The sequence below is a fragment of the Chryseobacterium lathyri genome (genome assembly GCF_003290185.1).
GTDB classification, from domain to species: domain Bacteria; phylum Bacteroidota; class Bacteroidia; order Flavobacteriales; family Weeksellaceae; genus Chryseobacterium; species Chryseobacterium lathyri.
This window is the reverse complement of the sequence record NZ_QNFY01000003.1, coordinates 335,187-356,337: the sequence shown is the minus strand read 5'-3', so window position 1 is coordinate 356,337 and position 21,151 is coordinate 335,187. Positions and strand designations below refer to the sequence as shown.

Annotated in this window: 26 protein-coding genes; 6 read left to right on the top strand and 20 right to left on the bottom strand. The window is 37.5% G+C overall.

Going from position 1 to position 21,151, the window contains the following annotated elements; translation table 11 throughout:
- Window positions 1-116 precede the first annotated feature (116 nt).
- The 19 genes from DRF61_RS05870 to tpx form a co-directional block, all read right to left on the bottom strand.
- Window positions 117-2,123 (bottom strand): S9 family peptidase, encoded by a 2,007-nt coding sequence (locus DRF61_RS05870; protein WP_111954993.1) that lies wholly within the window; start codon window positions 2,121-2,123, stop codon window positions 117-119.
- A gap of 144 nt (window positions 2,124-2,267) precedes the next feature.
- Complete coding sequence (locus tag DRF61_RS05865; RefSeq protein WP_111954991.1) at window positions 2,268-2,726, bottom strand: DoxX family protein; 459 nt, start codon at window positions 2,724-2,726, stop codon at window positions 2,268-2,270.
- Window positions 2,727-2,848: 122 nt separating this feature from the next.
- The gene (locus DRF61_RS05860) at window positions 2,849-3,292 is read right to left on the bottom strand and encodes an SRPBCC family protein (protein WP_111954989.1); all 444 of its coding nucleotides are present in this window, start codon (window positions 3,290-3,292) and stop codon (window positions 2,849-2,851) included.
- 23 nt (window positions 3,293-3,315) lie between these two features.
- On the bottom strand, window positions 3,316-3,744 hold the full coding sequence (locus tag DRF61_RS05855; protein ID WP_111954987.1) for an SRPBCC family protein: 429 nt from the start codon (window positions 3,742-3,744) through the stop codon (window positions 3,316-3,318).
- 130 nt (window positions 3,745-3,874) lie between these two features.
- On the bottom strand, window positions 3,875-4,708 hold the full coding sequence (locus tag DRF61_RS05850) for an SDR family oxidoreductase (protein ID WP_111955087.1): 834 nt from the start codon (window positions 4,706-4,708) through the stop codon (window positions 3,875-3,877).
- Between the two features lie 85 nt (window positions 4,709-4,793).
- Window positions 4,794-5,660, bottom strand: coding sequence for a VOC family protein (locus DRF61_RS05845; protein ID WP_111954985.1), 867 nt, complete (start codon window positions 5,658-5,660; stop codon window positions 4,794-4,796).
- Window positions 5,661-5,744: 84 nt separating this feature from the next.
- Window positions 5,745-5,984, bottom strand: a complete 240-nt coding sequence (locus DRF61_RS05840; protein WP_223559217.1) for a helix-hairpin-helix domain-containing protein — start codon at window positions 5,982-5,984, stop codon at window positions 5,745-5,747.
- A gap of 35 nt (window positions 5,985-6,019) precedes the next feature.
- Complete coding sequence (locus DRF61_RS05835) at window positions 6,020-6,433, bottom strand: SRPBCC family protein (RefSeq protein WP_111954981.1); 414 nt, start codon at window positions 6,431-6,433, stop codon at window positions 6,020-6,022.
- Window positions 6,434-6,509: 76 nt separating this feature from the next.
- Entirely contained in the window at window positions 6,510-6,941 is a 432-nt protein-coding gene (locus DRF61_RS05830; protein WP_111954979.1) for a VOC family protein, read from the bottom strand.
- 104 nt (window positions 6,942-7,045) lie between these two features.
- Window positions 7,046-7,822, bottom strand: coding sequence for an alpha/beta fold hydrolase (locus DRF61_RS05825; RefSeq protein WP_111954977.1), 777 nt, complete (start codon window positions 7,820-7,822; stop codon window positions 7,046-7,048).
- Window positions 7,823-7,825: 3 nt separating this feature from the next.
- Window positions 7,826-8,350 carry a DinB family protein gene (locus DRF61_RS05820; protein ID WP_111954975.1) on the bottom strand — a complete coding sequence of 175 codons (525 nt, stop codon included), beginning with the start codon at window positions 8,348-8,350 and terminating at the stop codon, window positions 7,826-7,828.
- A 78-nt stretch (window positions 8,351-8,428) separates the two neighbouring features.
- On the bottom strand, window positions 8,429-8,890 hold the full coding sequence (locus DRF61_RS05815; RefSeq protein ID WP_111954973.1) for a DinB family protein: 462 nt from the start codon (window positions 8,888-8,890) through the stop codon (window positions 8,429-8,431).
- A gap of 35 nt (window positions 8,891-8,925) precedes the next feature.
- Window positions 8,926-9,336 (bottom strand): VOC family protein, encoded by a 411-nt coding sequence (locus DRF61_RS05810; protein ID WP_111954971.1) that lies wholly within the window; start codon window positions 9,334-9,336, stop codon window positions 8,926-8,928.
- Between the two features lie 76 nt (window positions 9,337-9,412).
- Window positions 9,413-10,003 carry a Crp/Fnr family transcriptional regulator gene (locus DRF61_RS05805; RefSeq protein WP_111954969.1) on the bottom strand — a complete coding sequence of 197 codons (591 nt, stop codon included), beginning with the start codon at window positions 10,001-10,003 and terminating at the stop codon, window positions 9,413-9,415.
- Between the two features lie 180 nt (window positions 10,004-10,183).
- Entirely contained in the window at window positions 10,184-11,395 is a 1,212-nt protein-coding gene (locus tag DRF61_RS05800; RefSeq protein WP_111954967.1) for a DUF763 domain-containing protein, read from the bottom strand.
- A 131-nt stretch (window positions 11,396-11,526) separates the two neighbouring features.
- Window positions 11,527-11,931, bottom strand: a complete 405-nt coding sequence (locus DRF61_RS05795; RefSeq protein ID WP_111954965.1) for a glyoxalase superfamily protein — start codon at window positions 11,929-11,931, stop codon at window positions 11,527-11,529.
- Between the two features lie 45 nt (window positions 11,932-11,976).
- The gene (locus DRF61_RS05790; protein WP_111954963.1) at window positions 11,977-12,324 is read right to left on the bottom strand and encodes a VOC family protein; all 348 of its coding nucleotides are present in this window, start codon (window positions 12,322-12,324) and stop codon (window positions 11,977-11,979) included.
- A 36-nt stretch (window positions 12,325-12,360) separates the two neighbouring features.
- Window positions 12,361-13,068, bottom strand: a complete 708-nt coding sequence (locus DRF61_RS05785) for a hypothetical protein (protein ID WP_111954961.1) — start codon at window positions 13,066-13,068, stop codon at window positions 12,361-12,363.
- A gap of 156 nt (window positions 13,069-13,224) precedes the next feature.
- A complete protein-coding gene (gene tpx, locus DRF61_RS05780; RefSeq protein WP_111954959.1) occupies window positions 13,225-13,722 on the bottom strand; it encodes a thiol peroxidase in 498 nt (165 codons plus the stop codon).
- Between the two features lie 331 nt (window positions 13,723-14,053).
- On the opposite strand from tpx, the gene DRF61_RS05775 reads away from it, so the two are divergent.
- A complete protein-coding gene (locus tag DRF61_RS05775; RefSeq protein ID WP_111954957.1) occupies window positions 14,054-16,273 on the top strand; it encodes an NADP-dependent isocitrate dehydrogenase in 2,220 nt (739 codons plus the stop codon).
- Window positions 16,274-16,380: 107 nt separating this feature from the next.
- On the opposite strand, the gene DRF61_RS05770 is transcribed toward DRF61_RS05775, so the two are convergent.
- Entirely contained in the window at window positions 16,381-16,719 is a 339-nt protein-coding gene (locus DRF61_RS05770) for a winged helix-turn-helix transcriptional regulator (protein ID WP_040994435.1), read from the bottom strand.
- Between the two features lie 102 nt (window positions 16,720-16,821).
- Between DRF61_RS05770 and DRF61_RS05765 the strand changes: the two genes are divergently transcribed.
- The 5 genes from DRF61_RS05765 (at window position 16,822) to DRF61_RS05745 (ending at window position 21,140) form a co-directional block, all read left to right on the top strand.
- Window positions 16,822-17,568 carry an SDR family oxidoreductase gene (locus DRF61_RS05765; RefSeq protein ID WP_167409399.1) on the top strand — a complete coding sequence of 249 codons (747 nt, stop codon included), beginning with the start codon at window positions 16,822-16,824 and terminating at the stop codon, window positions 17,566-17,568.
- Between the two features lie 180 nt (window positions 17,569-17,748).
- Window positions 17,749-18,729, top strand: coding sequence for a heme-binding domain-containing protein (locus DRF61_RS05760; RefSeq protein ID WP_111954955.1), 981 nt, complete (start codon window positions 17,749-17,751; stop codon window positions 18,727-18,729).
- Window positions 18,729-19,175, top strand: coding sequence for a hypothetical protein (locus DRF61_RS05755; RefSeq protein ID WP_111954953.1), 447 nt, complete (start codon window positions 18,729-18,731; stop codon window positions 19,173-19,175). Before DRF61_RS05760 ends, DRF61_RS05755 begins: the two co-directional genes overlap by 1 nt.
- A gap of 206 nt (window positions 19,176-19,381) precedes the next feature.
- On the top strand, window positions 19,382-20,398 hold the full coding sequence (locus DRF61_RS05750) for a sensor histidine kinase (RefSeq protein ID WP_111954951.1): 1,017 nt from the start codon (window positions 19,382-19,384) through the stop codon (window positions 20,396-20,398).
- Window positions 20,379-21,140 (top strand): LytR/AlgR family response regulator transcription factor, encoded by a 762-nt coding sequence (locus tag DRF61_RS05745; protein WP_111954949.1) that lies wholly within the window; start codon window positions 20,379-20,381, stop codon window positions 21,138-21,140. Before DRF61_RS05750 ends, DRF61_RS05745 begins: the two co-directional genes overlap by 20 nt.
- The last annotated feature ends 11 nt before the right edge of the window (window positions 21,141-21,151 follow it).

Genomic DNA, 21,151 nt, shown 5'->3' with positions numbered 1-21,151 from the left:
GACTCTTGGCTCTTGATTCTTGGCTCTTGGCTCTTGGCTCTTGGCTCTTCTTGAGTCTATCTAAAAAAAACGGAAAGCATTACACTCTCCGTCTCTATCGTTATAAAAATGAAATTTTATTTTTTGTTGAAATTCTCTGCAAAGAAGCCCAGCATATATTTATACAGCTCCAGTCTGTTTGGCTCTTTTCCAAATCCGTGCCCTTCATCATATTTTACCAGGTATGGAACTTCAAAGCCTTTTGCACGCATTGCTTTTACAATTTGGTCAGACTCATTGATGTTGACTCTTGGGTCATTGGCCCCCTGTACCACAAATAAAGGTTTTTTAATTTTATCGATCTGGAAAACCGGAGAAACTTCTTTGGCAATTTTTGCTTCTTCAGGGTTATCAAGATCATACCAGATTTGTTTTACCATTTCTTTGTAAGGTTTCCAGTATTCCGGGAAGGAGTCGAAGAAGGTAAAAATATTGGATACTCCTACGTAATCCACACCACAGGCATAAAGATCCGGAGTTTTGATAAGCCCCATCAGCGTAGCGTAACCACCATGACTTCCTCCATAGATCGCAATCTTATCTTTATCTACCCAACCCTGCTCAATGACATACTTCACTCCATCCTCCACATCATCCATTGCCTTTCTTCCGATCTGCTTGTATCCTGCTTTCTGAAATTCTTTTCCGTAGCCTCCGGAAATTCTAAAGTTCACCTGGAGCGTTGCATACCCTCTGCTGGCAAAGAGCTGTGTTTCCGGGTTGAATCCCCATTCATCACGGATTCCCTGCGGACCGCCGTGAGGATTGACAATTAGAGGCACTTTTTTACCTTCAAGAGCAGCTTTTGGAAGGGTTATATATCCACGAATCGTTAATCCGTCCCTGCTTTTGAATTCGATAGGCCTCATTTCTGCCATATCTTCTTCTTTCAGCTGGGGCATCAGGTTATAAAGAAGATTTATCTTTTTACTTTTTGTATCGTATTCGTAATAGGCGCCATAGAATTTGTCGCTTCCTACATATACCAAAAGTTTATCATTATTATCATCTGAAGAAACGATAGAAAACTGTTTGTCTTTAAATTCAGATTTCAGCTTAGCATCAATTTCTTTATAAAACTGGCTTACCGGAACGGTTTCACTTTTGATCCCGTCATAGCTTACGTAATCGAGTTCATAATTCCTGTTTTTGCCGGCAACGCTTATGGAGCTTACATCAAAGACAGGATTGGAATATACTTCTCTGATCACTGCATTCTTCTTAAGGTCATACAGTACAATCCTGGACTTATCACTGTCCAGATTGGTCACAACATAAGCTTCATCCTTATTTTTGGAATTATCATTAAGTCCTATGATGCTGAAAGTATCCTTCCAGTCTGTGGATTTAAGCAGGTTAAATTTCCCAGTCTGCAAATCTTTATAGTAAGTCTTGGTCGTTAGCCCATTTTCAAGGACGGTATATCCTCTGAGGTTCCCGTCTTTATCAAAAATATAATCATCAATAGGGCTGTTAACATCTTTATTTTCATACAGCTGGGTCATTTCTCCCGTGTTGAAATTGATCTTATAGGGTTCAAAGATCTGTTTGTTGTTTTTATTCATAGTCACCACAACAAATTCCGTATCTTTTATCAGCTTAACAGTTCCCAGCGTAATCCCATCGAAAGGAGTCAGGTCTTTAAGGTTTTTTCCGTCAATATCTGCTGCGTAAAGATGGATATTTTCATTCCCTCCTTTATCCTGGGTAAAGAAAAGGCGTTTTTTATCCAGCCAGCCATAGCTCTTGATAAGGTCATCTTTTTCAACAATCGCTTTAGTGATTTTGCCTGTTTTCAATTCTTTTACATAGACATGGTTCTTTTTGTCCTTATCTTTTTCTTTATAAGAGAGATACTGCCCATCCGGAGATATTTTAAACTGTGAAGCACTGGGTCTTGCAAAGTAATCTTCTACTTTATATTTGAAGTTTCCCTTATCATAAGAAATCAGTTTCTCAAGATTTGCTTTAGTGGATGGAAGCGTAGGATCGCCCGGCAGTTTTGCCGTTGAGGTCTGTGCATTAATCATAATTGCTGACAGTACGACTTGAGCCGCACCAAAAATTTTAGTATTAATATTCATAATTCATATTTTGGATGTTAAATTGCCTAGCCAGATCTTAAATTAATAAAAATCTTATATATAATATGACAGTATTACCCGCAAAATGTTACATACATTACGAAATTTTATGAAAAAAGATTTAAAAATAATAATAGTTCACTTCTAATGTAGGTAAATTCCAAAATACCAGGTCCAAGCAATCAGGATAAGCTGCATTGGGATTCTTTGGGTGTAAAGGTATTTCATGCCCGGCCCGGTATAGTCCGCTTTGAAAATATTGATTTTTTTTCTTGAAGAATTGATATTAGCGATAAAAACCAAAATATAAAAGATAATCAGCAGTATAGTCGTTATTTCTCTTATTGAAGGAATCATCAGACCAATTCCCGCAGCAATTTCAAGGACTCCTGTAAAATACACCCAAAACATTTTACCGGGAACAAAATCGGGAATCATCATAGCCATTCCTTTCTGGAATTTAAAATGCGAAAATCCTGTGAAGATAATAAATACAGCCATACCCAGATTCCCGGAGAATAAAAAATCCGGCTTTCCCTGAAATATATAAGTTCCTACCAAAGCAAGAATAAATGTTGCGAAAAGGATCGTTAATAATTTCATGTTTTTTTATTTTATTTACTGTACTAAAAGATAGAAGAAATTTTACAATACTGTACCGTCCTGCATGAATAAAACCACATAGATGAAAACTATGTGGTTTTTCTTTTTATACCAGGAACAAATTATTTGTTTTCAGCAAGATTTTTTACAACTTCCAGCCCCTGCGTGAATCCTTTGTCCATATCATCTTTCCATTCTTTTTCAACCTGTACTTCAACATGAAGCTTCGTTTTCCCTTCCAGATCAATAAGAATGTATTTTTCAAAACAGCCGCTCCACTCCATTACTTCTTTGCTTTGGGTGTCTTCATTTCCTTCTTTATCTACCATTCCCAGATGTTTAAAAACAATCTGGTTAGGCTCATCCAGGCTATCAATGGTTGATACCATTCCTGCACCTTCTGCATTCACGAAGTAGGTTTTTCCGCCTACTTTCCAGTCAGATTTCATTTTGGATCCGGAACCGAAAAATTTTGTCCATTCGGTATAAGTATCCGGATTCCAAAGAACGTCCCAGACTTTCTGTGATGGAGCGTCGATTACAAGTTCGTAGGATAAGGTTTCCATATTTTATATTTTTGTGGTTGATATTACAATTGATTTTCTGAAAGGTTTTTCACAATTCCCAAAGCATTTGGAAATTTTTCTTCAAAAAAGCTTTTAAATTCCTCGGGTGTCTGAATTTCAATTTTCAGTATTGTTCCTGTTGGGGTTTCTTCTAAAATATAGCCTTCTGTGGCTTCACCCCAATCCTGTTCAGTTTCCACACCGCCATAAATTTCTCCAAGGTGCAGAAATTTCATTTCTTCATTGGGTATATTTTTTTCAACCCGGCTGAACATTCCGTTATTATCCGGATCAAAAAATTTAATAATACTTCCTTCTTCAAAAGTTCCCATATAGAAGGAACCTTCTGTAAATGCTGTTGTCCATTGCCTGTATGTCATATCACTCCAAAGCACGTCCCAAACTTTTTCAGGGGGCGCATCGATTTGAATCTCAAAAAATAATTTCTGCATTGTTTTTTTATTAGATGTTAGATGGTTAGAAATTAGAAGTTAGTTTTTTAAACATTAGATTTTAGATCGTAGATGTCACATTTTTCTAACTTCTAACTTCTAACTTCTAACTTCTTGTTTCTATTTTCAATCAGCCTCCCACAAAATCACCGCCATTGATATGGATAACTTCTCCTGTAATATAATCTGCATCTTTGGAGGCAAGAAAAACGTAAGCCGGAGCTACTTCTGATGGTTGTCCTGCCCGTTTCAGAGGTGTATCTTTTCCAAATGTTGACAGATCATCAAAGGTTTCTTTTACAAGAGGTGTCCATATTGGCCCGGGAGCAATTCCGTTGACTAAGATTTTTTTTTCAGCAAGATTGGTTGAAAGGGAGCGTATAAAGGATAAAATAGCTCCTTTTGTAGCTGCATAATCAATCAGATGATCACTACCCCTGTATGCTGTAACCGACGTAGTACAAATAATACGACCTCCTTCACTAATTAACGGTAGAAAATCTCTTGTAAAAGAAATCATGGAGATGATATTGGTATTAAAAGTTTCCTGGATTTGCTCATCGGAGATTTTTTCAAGACTGTTTTTTGAGGTATGAATTCCTGCATTATTAACGAGGATATCCAGATCCTTCCAGTCCTTTTTTATCTTTTCCACGCATTTTGTTCTGAAAGCTTTTTTGGTAAGATCTCCCTTGATGAGGATGCATTGCTGTCCTTCTTTTTCAACAAGCTTTCTTGTTTCTTTGGCATCGTCATCGCTTTCTTTATAAATAATTGCGACGTCTGCTCCCTCTCTTGCAAAATGAACGGCTACAGCCTGTCCTATCCCACTATCTCCGCCTGAAATAACAGCTTTTTTTCCTTGAAGTTTACGGCTTCCCCGGTAATCATTCCGGATGATCTCCGGAAAGATTCCTTCTTTGGGAACTTTTGATTTAGATTGTGATCTGTTCTGTGTTTTCATAAGCAAATCTTTTTGTAAAACCACATCAAACGGCAAGCCGAAAGCTGAAATTCAAATGGAGAAACAGAGAAATCCGTTGTTTCTTTTACGAATTATAAGCCTCTTCCAGGTCTTTTATAACAATCTTCTGCATCTTCATCATGGCCTGTACTACTTTTTGTGATTTTGACTGATCGGAGTCGTTCATCAGCTGAATGAGCTTTTTCGGAACAATCTGCCAGCTGAGGCCATATCTGTCTTTCAGCCACCCGCACATGCTTTCTCTTCCGCCATCTGAAATAAGGGTATTCCATAGATAGTCTGTCTGTTCCTGGTCATCCGTCATGATTACAATAGAAATTCCTTCATTAAAATCAAACTGATGGTCATAAGAATTATCCATACAGAAGAAGCTGTAACCGTCAATAATAAAATGGGCATGCTGTATATTTTCTACCGGTTCGGATATAGGATGTCCTTCTCCACCATCACCATATTTCAGGATATTTCCAATGCTCGAATTGGGGAATGTTTTGGTGTAAAACTCCATTGCTTCTCTTGCCTTTCCGTTATTTTGATGGATAAACATCAGCGTAGGGATAATTTTCTGATCTTCTGGCTTATCTCCTAAAAACAGCTGCCAGGTAACGCCGTATTTGTCCTGCACCCAGCCGTATTTCTTACTCCAGGAATAGGAATCGAGTGCCATGAGAGCAATTCCTTCTTCTACAAGTTTGTCCCAATATTGCTGTACTTCGTTTTCTGTTTTACAAATTACCATGAAGGAAACTGAAGGATTCTTTTTAAAATGAGGCCCACCGTTCAGCAGCATCAATTTCTGCCCAAAGAGATCAATGTTCATGACTACGGGAGTATCAGCGGTGATTTTTCCGTTAAATACTTCACAATAAAATTCTGCTGCTTCCTTTGATTCTGCGTCGAACCAGAGACATGGAAAAATATCGTTATTCATACTATTAAATTTAGGAGTGAAAATATAGTTTATTGATCATCGCTGGCAAAGGCTGCAATGAAAGATCCGGTATTTTTTTAATAATCAGTTCCTGAAAGAAATCTGATGTTCTTCCATATGGTTTTTCAGTCTTTCCATAGCATTTCTTCCGAAACCATGAAGGTTCATGATCTCTTCTTCAGAATAGCCCGAAAGTTTTTCGAGAGAATCGATTTTTTCTCTTTCCAAAGCTCTTCTTGCCGGTACTGCAATAATGCCAGACAGGAAATTATTATTTTTAACAACATGATTAACAGCACAAATGGAGCTTAAACATTTTGCCATTATGACCAGATTTATCATGACTGAAGTTAAGTGTTTTAGTGATTTTCAACATACTTGTGAAAATTATTGAGAATAGCATACCAGCCATTCCGCTGCATTTCCACAGAATTCTGTTTTTCGGGGTCAAAAATTTCGGTAACTTTTGTGGTATTTTCGTCTATCTTATCAAAAATAACCTCAACTTTCCGGCCGTCTTCCAAATGATATTTAATCGTGGAATTCGTAACCACTTCATCATAGATTCCTTCAAACTCAAAACCGAAACTTTTGTCTTTTGCTTCCATTCTGGTTTTAAATTTCCCTCCTACTCTTAAGTCGTTTTCGGAACTGGGACACTGCCAGGATTCATCGGCAAAATTCCATTTTGTAATATGTTGTGGCTCATTAAAATAATTCCAGACTTTTTCTACCGGGGCTAAAATTGTGATATCTATCTTAATAGGATCCATTGTTTTATTTTTTTTAATTAAATAAAAAGGCAGTCCGGGTTTGAACTGCCCTCAATAAATTTAGTTAAATATAAGACTATTTTGCAGATTCTTCATTATAGTTCACCATCCAATGAACTCCATATTTATCCTGGAAACTACCGAAATAGTCTCCCCAAAACTGGTCTTCAATCGGCATTTCTATATTTCCACCTTCAGAAAGGCCTTTGAACAGTCTGTCAGCTTCTTCTTTGGATTCCGGGAAAATGGATACATAATTATTATTTCCTACGTTAAGGCTCTGCCCGAAGCTTGGAACAATATCCGAAGCCATAAGAAGGTCATCTCCGATAGGCAACGCAATATGCATCACCCTGTTTTTTTCTTCGTCTGATAAGTTTTCGGTTCCCGGGGCATTGCCCATTTTGAAAACCTCTCCACGGAATTCTCCTCCGAAAACAGATTTGTAAAAGTTGAAAGCTTCTTCTGCTTTCCCGTCAAAATTTAAGTACGGATTTAATTTAGCCATGATTTCTGATTTTTAAATGTTATTGTTAATTAAATTAAGTTTTAAGTTAAACCATTAAGTTTGATTAAGCTTTTAAGAATATTAAGAGCTATCATCATATAGCCTTAATGGTTTAAAAATTTTGTTACTTCACTTACTGTAAAGTTTATAAGATTGGAATCTGTGTTTCCTTCGAAATCTGCCATCATGTAGGATCCGTGGCCTGCCGGAAGGATCATCAGTTCGGATTCGGGGACCAGACGCCACATTTCCACTACATGTTCAGGTTTCATCACATCTTTGTCTCCACTTATGAATAAGGCAGGAGCTTTTATAGATGTCAGGACTTTCTCATCCCAGTCCTCAAAAGTCTGCATCCTTTTGCTGTCTTTCTCAAACAGGTTTTCAAGTTTTGAAAAATCAGGATTCAGGTTAAGGAAATTGATCTTAAGAGGTTCCGGCATAGATTCGAGAGTAGCTTCTGCCATGCTTTCGAAAAAACCGTCCATCATACCGCCTCTTTTGTAGAATGCAGATGCAATAATGATCTTTTCGGTTATTTCAGGATAAAGATGCGCAATCTGCATCACCGTGCTTCCACCGTTGCTGAACCCCCAGAATGAAGCTTTTCCGATATGAAGTTCCTTTAAAAGAGCTGCTACATCATGGGCATCCTGTTCAAAGGTTTCGGGAATGTCACGATGATCGGTCATTCCGTGATTCTGCAGATCAATACCTATGAGCTGAAACTGGGTTTCAAGCCTGGAAATTATTTCTTTAAAATCAAACAGAATGGAAGATCCTCCGCCATGAATGAGTACTAAAGGTTTTCCGGAACCATAAATCTCGTAGTACATACAGATTCCGTTGACCTGTTTATAGCCTTTTTCTTTAGGTTCCATTGATTAATACTTTAGATTTTCATCTACCTCGTATTTCATGCCCGGATAATCCAGAATTTTTCTCATAAGACCTATTTGCCCACATAAATAGTCTTCACGGCCGATACACATTCCTACGAAATTGAGTTTGGTTTCACGGATAAAAGGAATATTCATCCCGATCTCAAAGATTTCATCCAGCTCTTCATCCGTAACTTCCAAAAGCTTCTGGTATACTTTTGGCGAAATATCGTGAAAATTTTTCTCCAGTTCATCCAAGCCCGGATAGTTGTAATTTTCATCCAGAGCCTTTCCCTGAAAGAAGAGATCACTGTGAGGATCTTCGTCTCTGAGTCCTAAAACCCAACCCAGGCCATAGCGCATATTGACAAAGTTTCCTGCCATCCAGACGATATGGTTGGTTTTTCCTTCAATTCTTTTCAAAGCATCTTCTTCCGAAATGCCGTCCAAAACATTGAGAAAGCTTTGAGAGTGCATTCTGTAAGCCGGAATAACGAGCTCCATTTTTTTTGATTTTGGTGTGTCCATTCTTTAATTTTTAGTGATTGGTGTCTTTTGTAAGGAATATAGAGTTCTTCTACAGTTTTTTTAAAATTCTAAGCGTGGCTATTTTACAGCACCGGGTTTTCCTAAGATTCTTCTGAGATATCCCAACTGTCCGCTATGATAAATTTCGTGAAGACAAAAGATAGCAATATCATTAATTGTTTCAGGATTAAACTTTTCAATACTGATGAGTTTTGCTTCAAGCTTGTCCTGGGATTTTTGCAGATAGGATTTTAATTCTTCAAAACCTACTAGCTCATCTTTTCTTTCGAGCGGTATCTCTCCCCTGTTGTAGCAGGAAAATTTATTGTTGTCCCAGACAGATTCTTCTCCAAGGGTATTCAGAAATGCATTCCTTATGTAAATTAAATGCCCCAGAACCCAGTTCAGGCAGTTGGCTTCACCATTTGGGAAGATCATAGCTTCTTCATGGGTAATGCCTTCGGTATTCATTGAAATGACTTTGTAATTGCTGAATACCTGGACTTTCACTATTTCAATGTCGTTTGATTTTGTTTCCATAGCGGCAAGATTTCATTGTGAATAATCTTTGATCTTTACTCAGTTGGCATCTGAGAAACATCGGCAAACGTTATGTTCCAGCCATGACCATTTAAGTCCCAAAAAGAGTTTTGATACATCCATCCGTAATCCTGGGGTTCTTCGTGCTGCGAAGCTCCATTTTCCAGGGCTGTATTCACTACCTGATCAACTTCTTCACGGCTGTCCAGAGCAATAGCAACAAGAACCTGTGTTGTATCGCCTTTCGGAACCGGTCTTTCGGAAAAAGTCTGGAAGTATTCCTCTGTCAGGAACATGACGTAAATGTTATCTTCCTTCATCACTACGCAGACTGCTTTGTCATCTGAAAATTGCTCATTAATCGCAAATCCGAGCCTGGTCCAGAATTCTTTTGTTTTCTGTACATCTTTTACCGGAAGGTTGACATAAATTTGATTGGCTTTCATAATAGTAATTTTTGTGTTAATCTTTTAACCAAAATTACCAAGCCTTGATGAAAATCAACTTGCCATAAGACAAGATTTAATTTTTCTTCGAATGGGATACAATTTCTTTGCGGATACGGCTTAAGGAAGTGTCTGTTACGCCCAGATAGGATGCAATTTGTTTGAGAGGAGCAAACTGTACCACCTGGGGTTTCTGCTCCAAAAGATTAAGATAACGCCTGGTAGCGGAAAGAGTAAACATTTCTACAGAGCGCTGTTTATAGACAAAAAGCTCTTTTGACATCCATGCTCTTCCCCATTCTCTGAGATTGGGGATTTTATGGAAAAGCTCCTGAAATGTCTCATAATCAAATTTCCAGCATTCACAGTCTGTAATACAAATGATATTTTCCTGGGTTGGAATTCTCTGAAAAATCGACAATACCTCAATAATGATCTCGTTATCAGCAAAAAAATGTGTGGTTACTTCATTCCCGCTAAAGTCGTTCACGTAGGAACGAGCTAAGCCTTTTTCCAGGATATAATATTCATTAGCCGTCTTTCCTTCTTCAAGAATACTATCTCCTTTCTGGAACGAAACTTTTTCATGAGCCTGGAATATTTCGTCAAGCTCTTCCTGAAGAAAAAACGGGAAATCGTAACAGATCTCTAAGGCTTTGCTGATCATAGAGTTATTGCTTTTTTAAAGCTTTAAAAATATAATTTTTAATTGAATCCTGAATATAAAAAATTAAACAAATTGATGGAATGCATAAAAAGAACCCCATTTTACTGTATTGTTATCAATTGTTTTTATTCTTTCTAAATAATTAAACAGTTTTTTAATTACCTCTGCTGACCTTTAATATCAGAACAAAGAAAGCTGGATCGGTTTTGGATTTTTAGGTGGTTGTGCGTCCCCGAATACTGTTTTCCCTCCAAAGCGCCATGAATTCTGTCTTTCTTCCTCTATCACCTGCTGGATATCAAAATCGGGAGTAAAATCTTTTTCAGTGGCTGCAACAATCTGATGCAGTTTGTTTAAAGTATTCAGCTTGTCGGAGTTTCCAAGTTTTGATTTTTCAATTCCTTTTTTGAGAATACTGATGCTTTCGTCATAAGTTTTGGTAGGAACCGGGAAAGGATGTCCGTCTTTTCCGCCATGAGCAAAAGAAAACCTCGCCGGATCGGCAAATCTTGAAGGTGCACCGTGAATAACTTCACTCACTAATGCTAAAGACTGCATAGTTCTGGGTCCTACTCCTTCCAGCATTAAAAGGTCTTCAAAATTCTGAGGCTGCTGCTCACGGGTCACATATAAGAGTGCTCCAAGGCGTTTTAAATCAACATCTGAAGCCTGCACATCATGATGAGCCGGAAGAATTAATCTTGAAAAATCTTTCATTACATCAATAGAATCAGTATGGGAAATATCCAGAATTCCCTGGCGGTTTTCTGAGGCATGGGCATCCGTAAGATTGAGGATTCTTCCTCGTGAGATACCATTGATTCCTGTGTGCGGCTCTTCTATAAATGATTTGATATTCCCTGAATGCCAGTGATACCGCCTTGCAGTACCATCAGTTTCATGCATTCCCTGCTGCACTACACTCCAGCTTCCGTTGTCTGCCAAAATAAAATTATGGAGATAGAGCTGGTAACCATCCTGAATAGCCGTATTGTCTACTTTTGCAGAAAGTTTACTGGCTCTTACAAGTTCATGGCCATTCAGGCCTGTTTTATCAGCAATCTGAAGAAGCTCTGACGGAGTTTCTCGTGAGAATTTACCCTTTCCACCACAGATATAAAGTCCCAGTGATTTTGAATTGGGATTAATGGACCGTTTCAAAGCGCCCATGACAGAAGTTGTAATCCCTGAGGAATGCCAGTCCATGCCCATCACAGCTCCAAAACTCTGGAACCAGAACGGATCTGCAAGCCTACGGAGAACCTCATCTTTTCCGTAATCCATCAGGATCACTTCAATCATGGAAAGCCCGAGCACAGACATACGTTCGTAAAGCCACGGCGGGACTTTTCCGTAATGTAAAGGCAGATCTGCTGTTCCTGAACGTTTCATTCTACAAAGGTAGTTATCGTATTATTATCTTTTGATGATTAGGATCATCTGTTTGATTAAGTTTTTGGCTAAAGCCACAGGAAGATTATTTTTTTAGAACGGGCTGAAGCCCGTCCCTATTGATAAATTTATTAGTGTATTGAAAAGAATTCCAGATTCTGATGCTTCTTTTCGTCAAATTCTTCATTGAAGATTATTTTATTTCCAAAAGGGTCGTCTACAGTAAATGAAACTGCTCCATAAAATGTTTTCTCCAATCCGGGACGATTGTATTTATACTTCTTATCCAGGAGCTCTTTATGGTATTCCGCAACTTCCTGCCCCCAAATAAATACCCGGCTTCCGGGGGTTCCGTCTCCGTGATGTTCACTTAAGTGAAAAACTATATCTCCTTTTTCCACTTCCATGTAAACAGGGGTATTTTCTTCAAAATAATGTTCCCATACTATTTTAAATCCTAACCAGTCCACATAAAACTCTACGGCTTTTTGATAGTCGAAGATTCTGAGAATAGGAATAATCCGTGTTGCTTTCATAATAAAATTCTATAGTGAAAATGATAATTTCTGCTGACAAACAAGCTATTGATGCGAGAGTATATTGATTAAATTTCCAAACGGATCTTTTACAAAAAACCTTCGTACTCCCCAATCTTCATTGGTGATCCCGTAAGTGATTTCAAAACCGGCCTGCTGCATTTTTTCGTAGAGTTCATCTACATGATCAACTTCCATCGAAAGTAGCGGAACCTCCGTATCATTTCCGCCCTGGGTGGCAAAACTTACCTGAACCTGCGCTTCTTCATAGTTTCCGAAAGTCTTGATCCAGCCATGATCCATCAGGATTTCGAGACCCAAAATATCTTTATAAAAGCGATCTGCATCAGCTAAATGATCTGTTTGTATGTTGGCTACAATTCTCTTTACCATTTTATACAAATTAAGAGTTTACAATATAGATTACTGTTAATAATAAGTGATTGTTCTTACAATTTTCTGTATAATTTCTTTATCATCCGGAGTTTCTGAATCATAAAACTCTTCAGATAAGATACGCTCTACCCAGTTGCCTTTTTCATCATATTTATATGCAAATTTAAAATATCTCGGGGCTTCATCTTTTCCGGCAGTAATGATATAGTCCTGCAAGTCACCATATTTATTATAGTAATATTTAATATATTTATTTTCAGCAATAAGCTTATTGGTCCCGGGATCTACCTTTGATGAATAAGCCAGATAGTCAATACTTATGTCCTCAATAGATGAAGATGTTAAAAGGATTACAGGTTCTTTCTCATATACTATATTTTCTATTTTATTATCACGGGGCTGCTGATAGGCTTTTATAGATTTACTTACAAGTTTCACCAAAAAGGGTTCTCCTTCTTTATTGAAATTTAAATCAATCTGGTCAGTATATCCCTTATAATAATATGTATTCGTATTTCCTGAAGTATCATAGTTGAAAATTTCCCATTGGGTCGTTTTAACATTACCAATCAGATCATAATTTTCATATTTCTTGTTTTGAAATTTTTTGGGTGTACTGGTTTCTGAACGGAATTCTGTCTTCTTTTTCTCCTGCCCGTTGCAGGCAATAAAGAAAAGTAAAAGCAGAAGCGTTGAAAAGCGTAAGTAGTAAACTCTCCTGTTAAATTTAATTATTTTCATGGTATTAATTTTTTAATGCGGTTAATAAGATAACTCGAAGCTCAATTATTCAACCATGGGTTAGAGTTGTTGTAACTCGTTTATTTATTCTCCAGAGTCAAAAAAAGCCTTGTGAACGGGTTTTCCACAAGGCTTTATACAATCTTACTATTATAATTACTTCAATGCATCAATTGCTGCGCTGTAATTAGGTTCGGTCGTAATTTCCGGAACCTGCTCTGTATAGACAACCTTGTTGTTTTCGTCCGTAACAATTACGGCGCGGCTCAGCAGTCCTTTCATAGGTGAATCTGTAATAGTTACTTCATAATCATCTCCAAAACTGCTTCTGAAATCTGAAAGTGTTTCTACATTGTTTAAGCCTTCAGCTGCACAGAATCTTCCCAATGCAAAAGGAAGATCTTTGGAAACATTAATCACTACCGTATTATCAAGTTTTGAAGCTTCTTCATTGAATTTTCTTGCAGATGCGGCACAAATCCCTGTATCAATACTCGGGAAGATATTGAATACTTTCTTTTTTCCATCAAAATCTGAAAGAAGTTTCACGTTCAGACCGGAATCCACCAACGCAAAATCTCTTACGGTGGTTCCTACTGATGGAAGGGTTCCTATTGTATTTACTTCGTTTCCTTTAAGGGTAATCGTTGACATAATTTTATTTTTTTAGTTTTTCAAATTTACTTAAAATAGAAAGTCTTCTGAGTCAAATAAAGGTTAAATAATTCTTAAAGTGAAAAATAAACATCCTAGACTTAGAAGCATTATTTAAGTTCCTATTCCGGAATTATGAAGCTGATTGGAAACACTATTACATTTTTATTCTCTGTTTAAAGGTAGTATTTCGATTACAAAGTAAAATTAGAGATAAACAATTGTTTAAAAAGAGATGCTGGCCTCTTTTTTTATTTAAAATACCTTCATAAAACAATCATATTTAGTAAATTTGTGATTCTTAAAAATCAAATAATAAATACACAGTATAATGTCAGACAAATCAAAAATCTATTACACTCTTACGGATGAGGCTCCAATGTTGGCAACACACTCGTTTTTACCTATTGTAAAAGCTTTTACAAAATCGGCAAACATTGAAATTGCAGTTCCGGATATTTCTTTGGCTGGAAGAATTTTGGCCAACTTCCCTGAGTTTTTGAAAGATGACCAGAAAATCGGTGATGCATTGGCTGAATTAGGTCAATTGGCAACTCAACCCGATGCAAACATTATCAAATTACCCAATATTTCAGCTTCAGCTCCTCAGCTTGATGAGGCTATTGCTGAATTACAGTCTAAAGGTTTCGCAGTTCCAAACTATCCTGCAGAGCCTAAAAATGACGAAGAAAAAGCCATTAAAGCCAAATATGCCAAAGTTTTAGGAAGTGCCGTAAACCCTGTGCTAAGAGAAGGAAATTCTGACAGACGTGCTCCAAAAGCTGTTAAAAACTATGCAAAAGCCAACCCTCACAGAATGGGTGACTGGGCTTCTGACAGCAAAACTGATGTTGCTCACATGGAGGGAGGAGATTTCTACGGAACTGAAACTTCAACCACTGTAGAAAACGCTACAAAATTCAAAATTACGTTCAAAGGTAATGATGGTGCTGAAACTTTATTAAAAGATTTCGCAGGTCTTCAGGCCGGAGAAGTAATTGATTCTTCTGTAATGAATTTAAACTCTTTGAAAGCATTTGTTCAAAAAGCCATTGATGAGGCTAAAAACAAAAACGTACTTCTTTCTGCTCACCTGAAAGCGACGATGATGAAGATCTCTGATCCTATTATTTTCGGGGCTATCGTAGAAACTTATTTCAAAGATGTTTTCACTAAATATGCAGAGACATTCAAGTCTTTAGATGTTAACCCAAATAACGGTCTTGCCGATCTTTTCGAAAAAATTAAAGGCAATGCTCAGGAAGCTGAAATCAAAGCTGATATTGAAGCGGCTTTAGCTAACGGACCAAGAGTGGCTATGGTAAATTCCGATAAAGGTATTACCAACTTCCACGTTCCTTCTGACATCATTGTTGACGCATCTATGGCTGCACTGGTAAGAGGAGGCGGTAAAATGTGGAACAAAGACGGAAACGAAGAAGATACAGTTTGTATTATTCCGGACCGTTCTTACGCAGGTTTCTATCAGTCTGTTATTGATGATATGAAAGCTCACGGAAAACTGGATCCTACGACTATGGGTTCTGTTCCAAACGTAGGTTTAATGGCTCAGAAAGCTGAAGAATACGGTTCTCACGACAAAACTTTCCAGGCAACAGCAGACGGAACTATCGAGGTTCAGGATGAAGCCGGAAACGTTCTTCTTTCTCAGAAAGTGGAAAAAGGAGATATCTTCAGAATGTGTCAGACTAAAGATGCTCCCATCCAGGACTGGGTAAAACTGGCAGTAAACAGATCAAGATTATCCGATACACCTGCTATTTTCTGGTTAGACAAAGGAAGAGCACATGACAGAGAGATTATCAAAAAAGTAGAAAAATACCTTAAGGATCACGATACGGCAGGTCTTGACATCAGAATTCTTGATGTAAAAGATGCCATGACTGAAACGCTGAAAAGAGCAAGAGAAGGAAAAGACACCATTTCTGTTTCAGGAAATGTATTGAGAGATTATTTAACGGATCTTTTCCCTATCCTTGAATTAGGAACTTCTGCTAAAATGCTTTCTATCGTTCCATTGATGAACGGAGGAGGTTTATTTGAAACAGGTGCCGGAGGTTCAGCTCCAAAACACATCGAGCAGTTCCTGGAAGAAGGTTATCTGAGATGGGATTCTCTAGGGGAATTCCTTGCACTTCAGGCTTCTTTAGAACATTTGGCTCAGACACAGGGAAATACAAAATCTCAGGTTTTAGCTGATGCACTGGATGAAGCTAATGCTAAATTCTTAGCTACCGATAAATCTCCTGCAAGAAAAGTAGGCCAGATCGACAACAGAGGCTCTCACTTCTATTTAGCAATGTACTGGGCAGAAGCTTTAGCTAACCAGACAGCAGACGCTGAATTGGCAGCTCATTTTGCTCCGGTTGCAGCAGCATTACAGGAAAGTGAAGCTGTTATTAACGAAGAATTAATCAGCGCTCAGGGTAAACCTCAGAATATTGACGGTTACTACAAAACGGATACCTACAAAACGTATGCAGCCATGAGACCAAGCACTGTTTTAAATGAAATTATTGACGGAATTTAATTTCTGAATTGATATAAATAAAAGCTCCTTTCTATAAGGAGCTTTTTTTATTTTAAACACTTTTCAATACAGATAGTATTAATTTTTTTAGACTGAATGTCAATTTTTTAAATTTTATCCTCCACAATCACCCTCCTGTGCTCTCTTCCCCAATTGATCATTTCTGCAATGATTTTTCCAAATGTTCTGCAGTATTCTGTAGGTTCATATTCTATTAAAACCGGAGTATCGGGGTAAACATTTCGTTTGACCAATTTATTCAGCTCCATGTCTTTTAATTCTTTTGAAAGCATTCTTGTGGTAATTCCCGGTATACTACGTTCGATCTCGCGAAAACGTCTGTGTCCGTTACAGATTGAGTTGATCACAGGAATTCTCCATTTTCCTCCAATAAAATAGAGGGTATCCTGCAGGGCTCTTAGTTCTTCGGTTTGGTCTCTTTCCATAAATGCAAAGTTAAATGATATCATTAATGATACTGATATACTCTGTGATACTGATTACAAAAGTATATCAATTTGAAATAACTTTGTCAAAAAATTTTAGAAATGAATACATTTAAGAACAAGCTAGCTATTGTGACCGGAGGAAACAGTGGAATTGGCTATGCAACTGCAAAGGAATTAATAGCAGAAGGTGCAACAGTGATTATTACCGGAAGAAGAAAAGAGGCTATTGAAAAAGCAGCTGAAGAATTGGGAGCCATCCCGTTTGTAGCAGATCAGGGAAAATTAGAAGATATTGAATCTTTAAAATCAAAAATCGACAGTCAGTTTGAAAAAGTTGACATCTTGTTTATTAATGCAGGAATCACAGGAACATTAGGCTCAATTGAAAATATGAGCTCAGAGAATTTCGACCAGGTAATGGATATCAATTTTCGGGGAGCTTATTTCACATTAAGCAAATTCATTCCTTTATTAAATACCAGTGCTTCGGTTGTTTTTTTATCATCGGTTGTCGCATCCACTTACAAACCCAACAGTTCGGTTTACCAGGCAAGTAAAGCAGCTTTAAATTCAATTGCAAAAACAGCTGCTGCAGAACTAGCACCAAGAAAGATTCGTGTCAATATGGTAAGCCCGGGACCTACGAAAACAAACATCATGACCAAGGCAGGTCTGGATAAAAAGACATTGGAAGGACTTGATGAATGGTTGATTGATCAAATTCCTTTGAAAAAAATGGGAACTGTGGAAGATATTGCAAAAGCCGTCCTGTATTTATCAGACAATAATTTGGCAAGCTTTATAACAGGTACGGAAATTATCATTGACGGAGGAATGGCGCTGTAGTTGGAAGTAAGGAGGCTGGGAGTTAGTATTAAAACATCATAAACTTTCAGCTTCCATCATCCAACTTTCTTTTTACCCTTAAAAATTCCATTTTCACCTTTTGATTTGTCCGGTTCACCCAGCTTTATATTTCGATTCTTTTTTTAAGCGTATACTTTTGAGCCATAAAAATAAATCATTATGGACTCAGTACATAAAAAAAGGAATGTAAAACCTATTGCCATAGTATTTCTGGTAGTTTTAGGAATCTTTGCAGGATTGCAGTTTTCCAATCAGCCTTTAGAAGGACAGCCTGTTTCTAAAAAAATTGAAGCACCGCGCGAAGTTCTTGCCATTTTGGAAAACTCTTGTTTTAATTGTCATTCCAATCAGCAGAATTTAAGCTGGTACGACAAAATTGCTCCGATTTCCTGGGCGGTAAACAAAGATGTAGAAAGAGCCAGAGAAGTTTTAAACTTTTCAGAGTGGAATTATTCGCCGGCTGAACATCAGGGAAAGATGTATGCCATTTTGAACATGATGCAAAGTGGAAAAATGCCCCTTAATGAATATACACTGCTCCATCCAACAGCCAAAATCACGAAAAAAGATATTGAAACGGTTAAGAAATACACCCTTTCCTTATCCGGATTGTCTCCTGTAAAACAAGAAAAAGATCTTCATCAAAACATTCAGACTAATCACAGCCCTGATCCGGCAAAATTTCCGGTTTCCCCCAATGGGATCCGATATACAGACGAGTTTAAAAACTGGAAAGTGATCAGCATGAGTACTCTTTTTGACAAATCAATTCGTGTAATTTACGGAAATGATATTGCAGTAAAAGCCATTGAAACAGAGAATTTTCATCCGTGGCCGGATGGAAGCATCGTTGTAAAGTCAGTTTGGAAGCAGGAAAATTTTGCAGACGGAGAAGTGAGAGCCGGAGAGTTTATCAATGCTCAGTTTATGGTCAAAGATTCTAAAAAATATACAGATACAGAAGGTTGGGGATTTGCCAAATTTTCAGGAAACGATCTTCATCCCACAGGAAAAACAGCCTCTTTCGCGAAAGAATCCTGTATCGCCTGCCACCGTCAGTTAGCCGAAAAAACAGGTTATTTATTTGATGTCCCAATGAAAGCCAATACCGAAAGATTAATTAAAAACCTTGAGAAATAATGAAAAAAATACTGTTTATAATCCTGTCAGTCTGTGCCTTATTCACTGCCTGTAAAATTGATGAACCGGACAAAGATCTAAAACGTCTTGTTTTCGATCCTGGAGATTTAAAATTTATTTCCACATCACTCAATACAAAAAAAGAAACTTCATCTGCTTTGTATGGAAACCGGGAAGCCTTAATCTCTCTGCCAGGTGAAAATAATCAACTTCAGAATGGCTCTGTTATAAAATTAGTCACGTGGAAATACCATGATAATCCACAATACATAGGAGGAACCATTACAGGTGAACTATTAAGTATAGAAACCATTCAGACTGATCATAACGGAAATGTTTCCTATCAGATAAAAAACGCTTCAGAAAATCAAAACATTAACATCAATAAAAATAAAGAAGAAAGAATACAGTATATCATGAGCTATAAACCTGTAAAAAGACCTTAAAAAAATACTCAGAAGCTGATTTTCAGTTTCTGAGTGTTTTTTGTGAATGATCCATTTTGCTACGCAGAGTCAATAGTCAATTTATAGGAAAAATTCACCGGCAAAGTAAATTCACAATTGACGATTCACCTTTTCACTATTCATCACCAATACCATTCTTTTTACAAATAAAAAACCTAATTTCACTTCTCAAAACCACTGTTCCCATGCAACAGCAAAAAATAAAAATTTCACAGGCCACCATCTGGATAAGCTCTCTTTTTCTGGGTATTTTATCTTCTGTACCTCAACTGGCCTCCCATGAATTCAACTGGAAAGAGGCCACTGTAAATTCAGCAATAACAGCCGCATTTTCCGTGATCATGTGGTACCTCAACATTTATTTGCTTAACCGCAGTGCAGGAAAGCGGAAACAGAATATTTCATATTCAAGATTATTAACTGCTCTGGCATTCGGAATGGTGATTATGTTCGGGTTGGCCTGGATCCAGCAGCTCATTTTATCTCACATCAATTTCGGTCCGGTTATGCTGATGGTGGAAGTCCGGGGAATCCTGATCAACCTCGTTTGTTATATGTTCCTGACATTACTTCAGAATAATTATGCAGGACAGCAGGTACAGTTGGAACTGGAAAAGGTAAAAAGTGATAATCTGGGGGCCCAATACGAATTATTAAAACAACAGGTGAATCCCCATTTTCTTTTCAACAGCCTGAATACTTTAAAATCGATGGCGGAAACCAACGATTCTGAAACGGTTGATTTCATTATCAAACTTTCTGACTTTTACAGATTTACACTTGAAAGCAGAAAACTAGACCTCATTTCAGTTCAGGAAGAAATGAAGATTATTGATGCTTATCTTTTTCTTCAAAAAGCCCGTTTCGGCGAAGGAATTACATTTACCAACGAACTCAAAAGTGAAGATCTTAAAACACTTATTCCACCTTTTACCATTCAGCTTCTGGTAGAAAACTGTATCAAGCACAATATTGTATCCCGCAGTAAGCCCCTGCATATCAGAATTTACAGTTCTGAAGACAGGATCATTATAGAAAACCCTGTCCAGCGAAAAATTGCCACGGAAGAATCCCTTGGCGTAGGCCTTGACAATATTAAAATGCGGTTCAGGCATCTGTTGGAACAGGAAATAGAAATGTATTCAGACGAAAAAATTTTTCAAATAAAACTACCTTTAATCCATGAATATCATCATCATTGAAGACGAATTCCGAGCAGCAAAGTCTCTTCAAAACCTTATTTTAGAGTTAAGACCTGAGTCCAAAATCATGGGCGTCTATGACAGTATTGAAACCAGTGTTGAAGCTTTATCAAAAGAAATAATGCCGGATCTTATTTTTATGGATATCCAGCTTTCGGACGGGCTGTCGTTCGAGATTTTCAAAGCAATAGATATCACTTGCCCTATCATTTTCTGTACAGCTTTTGATCAGTATATGCTGGATGCATTCAAAAGCAAGGGAATCGATTATATTCTGAAGCCTTTTTCGCGAGATGATATTTCCGAAGCGCTGAAAAAAGTGGATGAACTAAGAAAATTCTTCCGTAAAAATGAGCTTCCTGATATCGAATCTCTTTTGCAAAAGATCAGCCAGCCTGCCGGAAAAACCAGTTTTTTAGTCTTTAAAAATCAGAAATATACCACGATCCCTACAGAAAGTATCGCTTATTTTTATATCCACAATGAAATCACGCATCTGGTTACTTTTGATAAGGAGCAATTTCAGCTTTCACAGCCACTTGGCCAGGTTGCAGAACAGGTTTCCGGGAAACAGTTTTTCAGGATCAACAGACAGTACCTGGTGAGTTTTAAGGCTGTCAAGGAGATGGAACATTATTTCCAGCGGAAAATTCTGGTTAAGCTTGTTATTGAAACTCCTGAAAAACTGTTGATCAACAAAGATAAAACGCACAGTTTCTTCTCCTGGCTGGAAGATCGTTAATATATAAATTT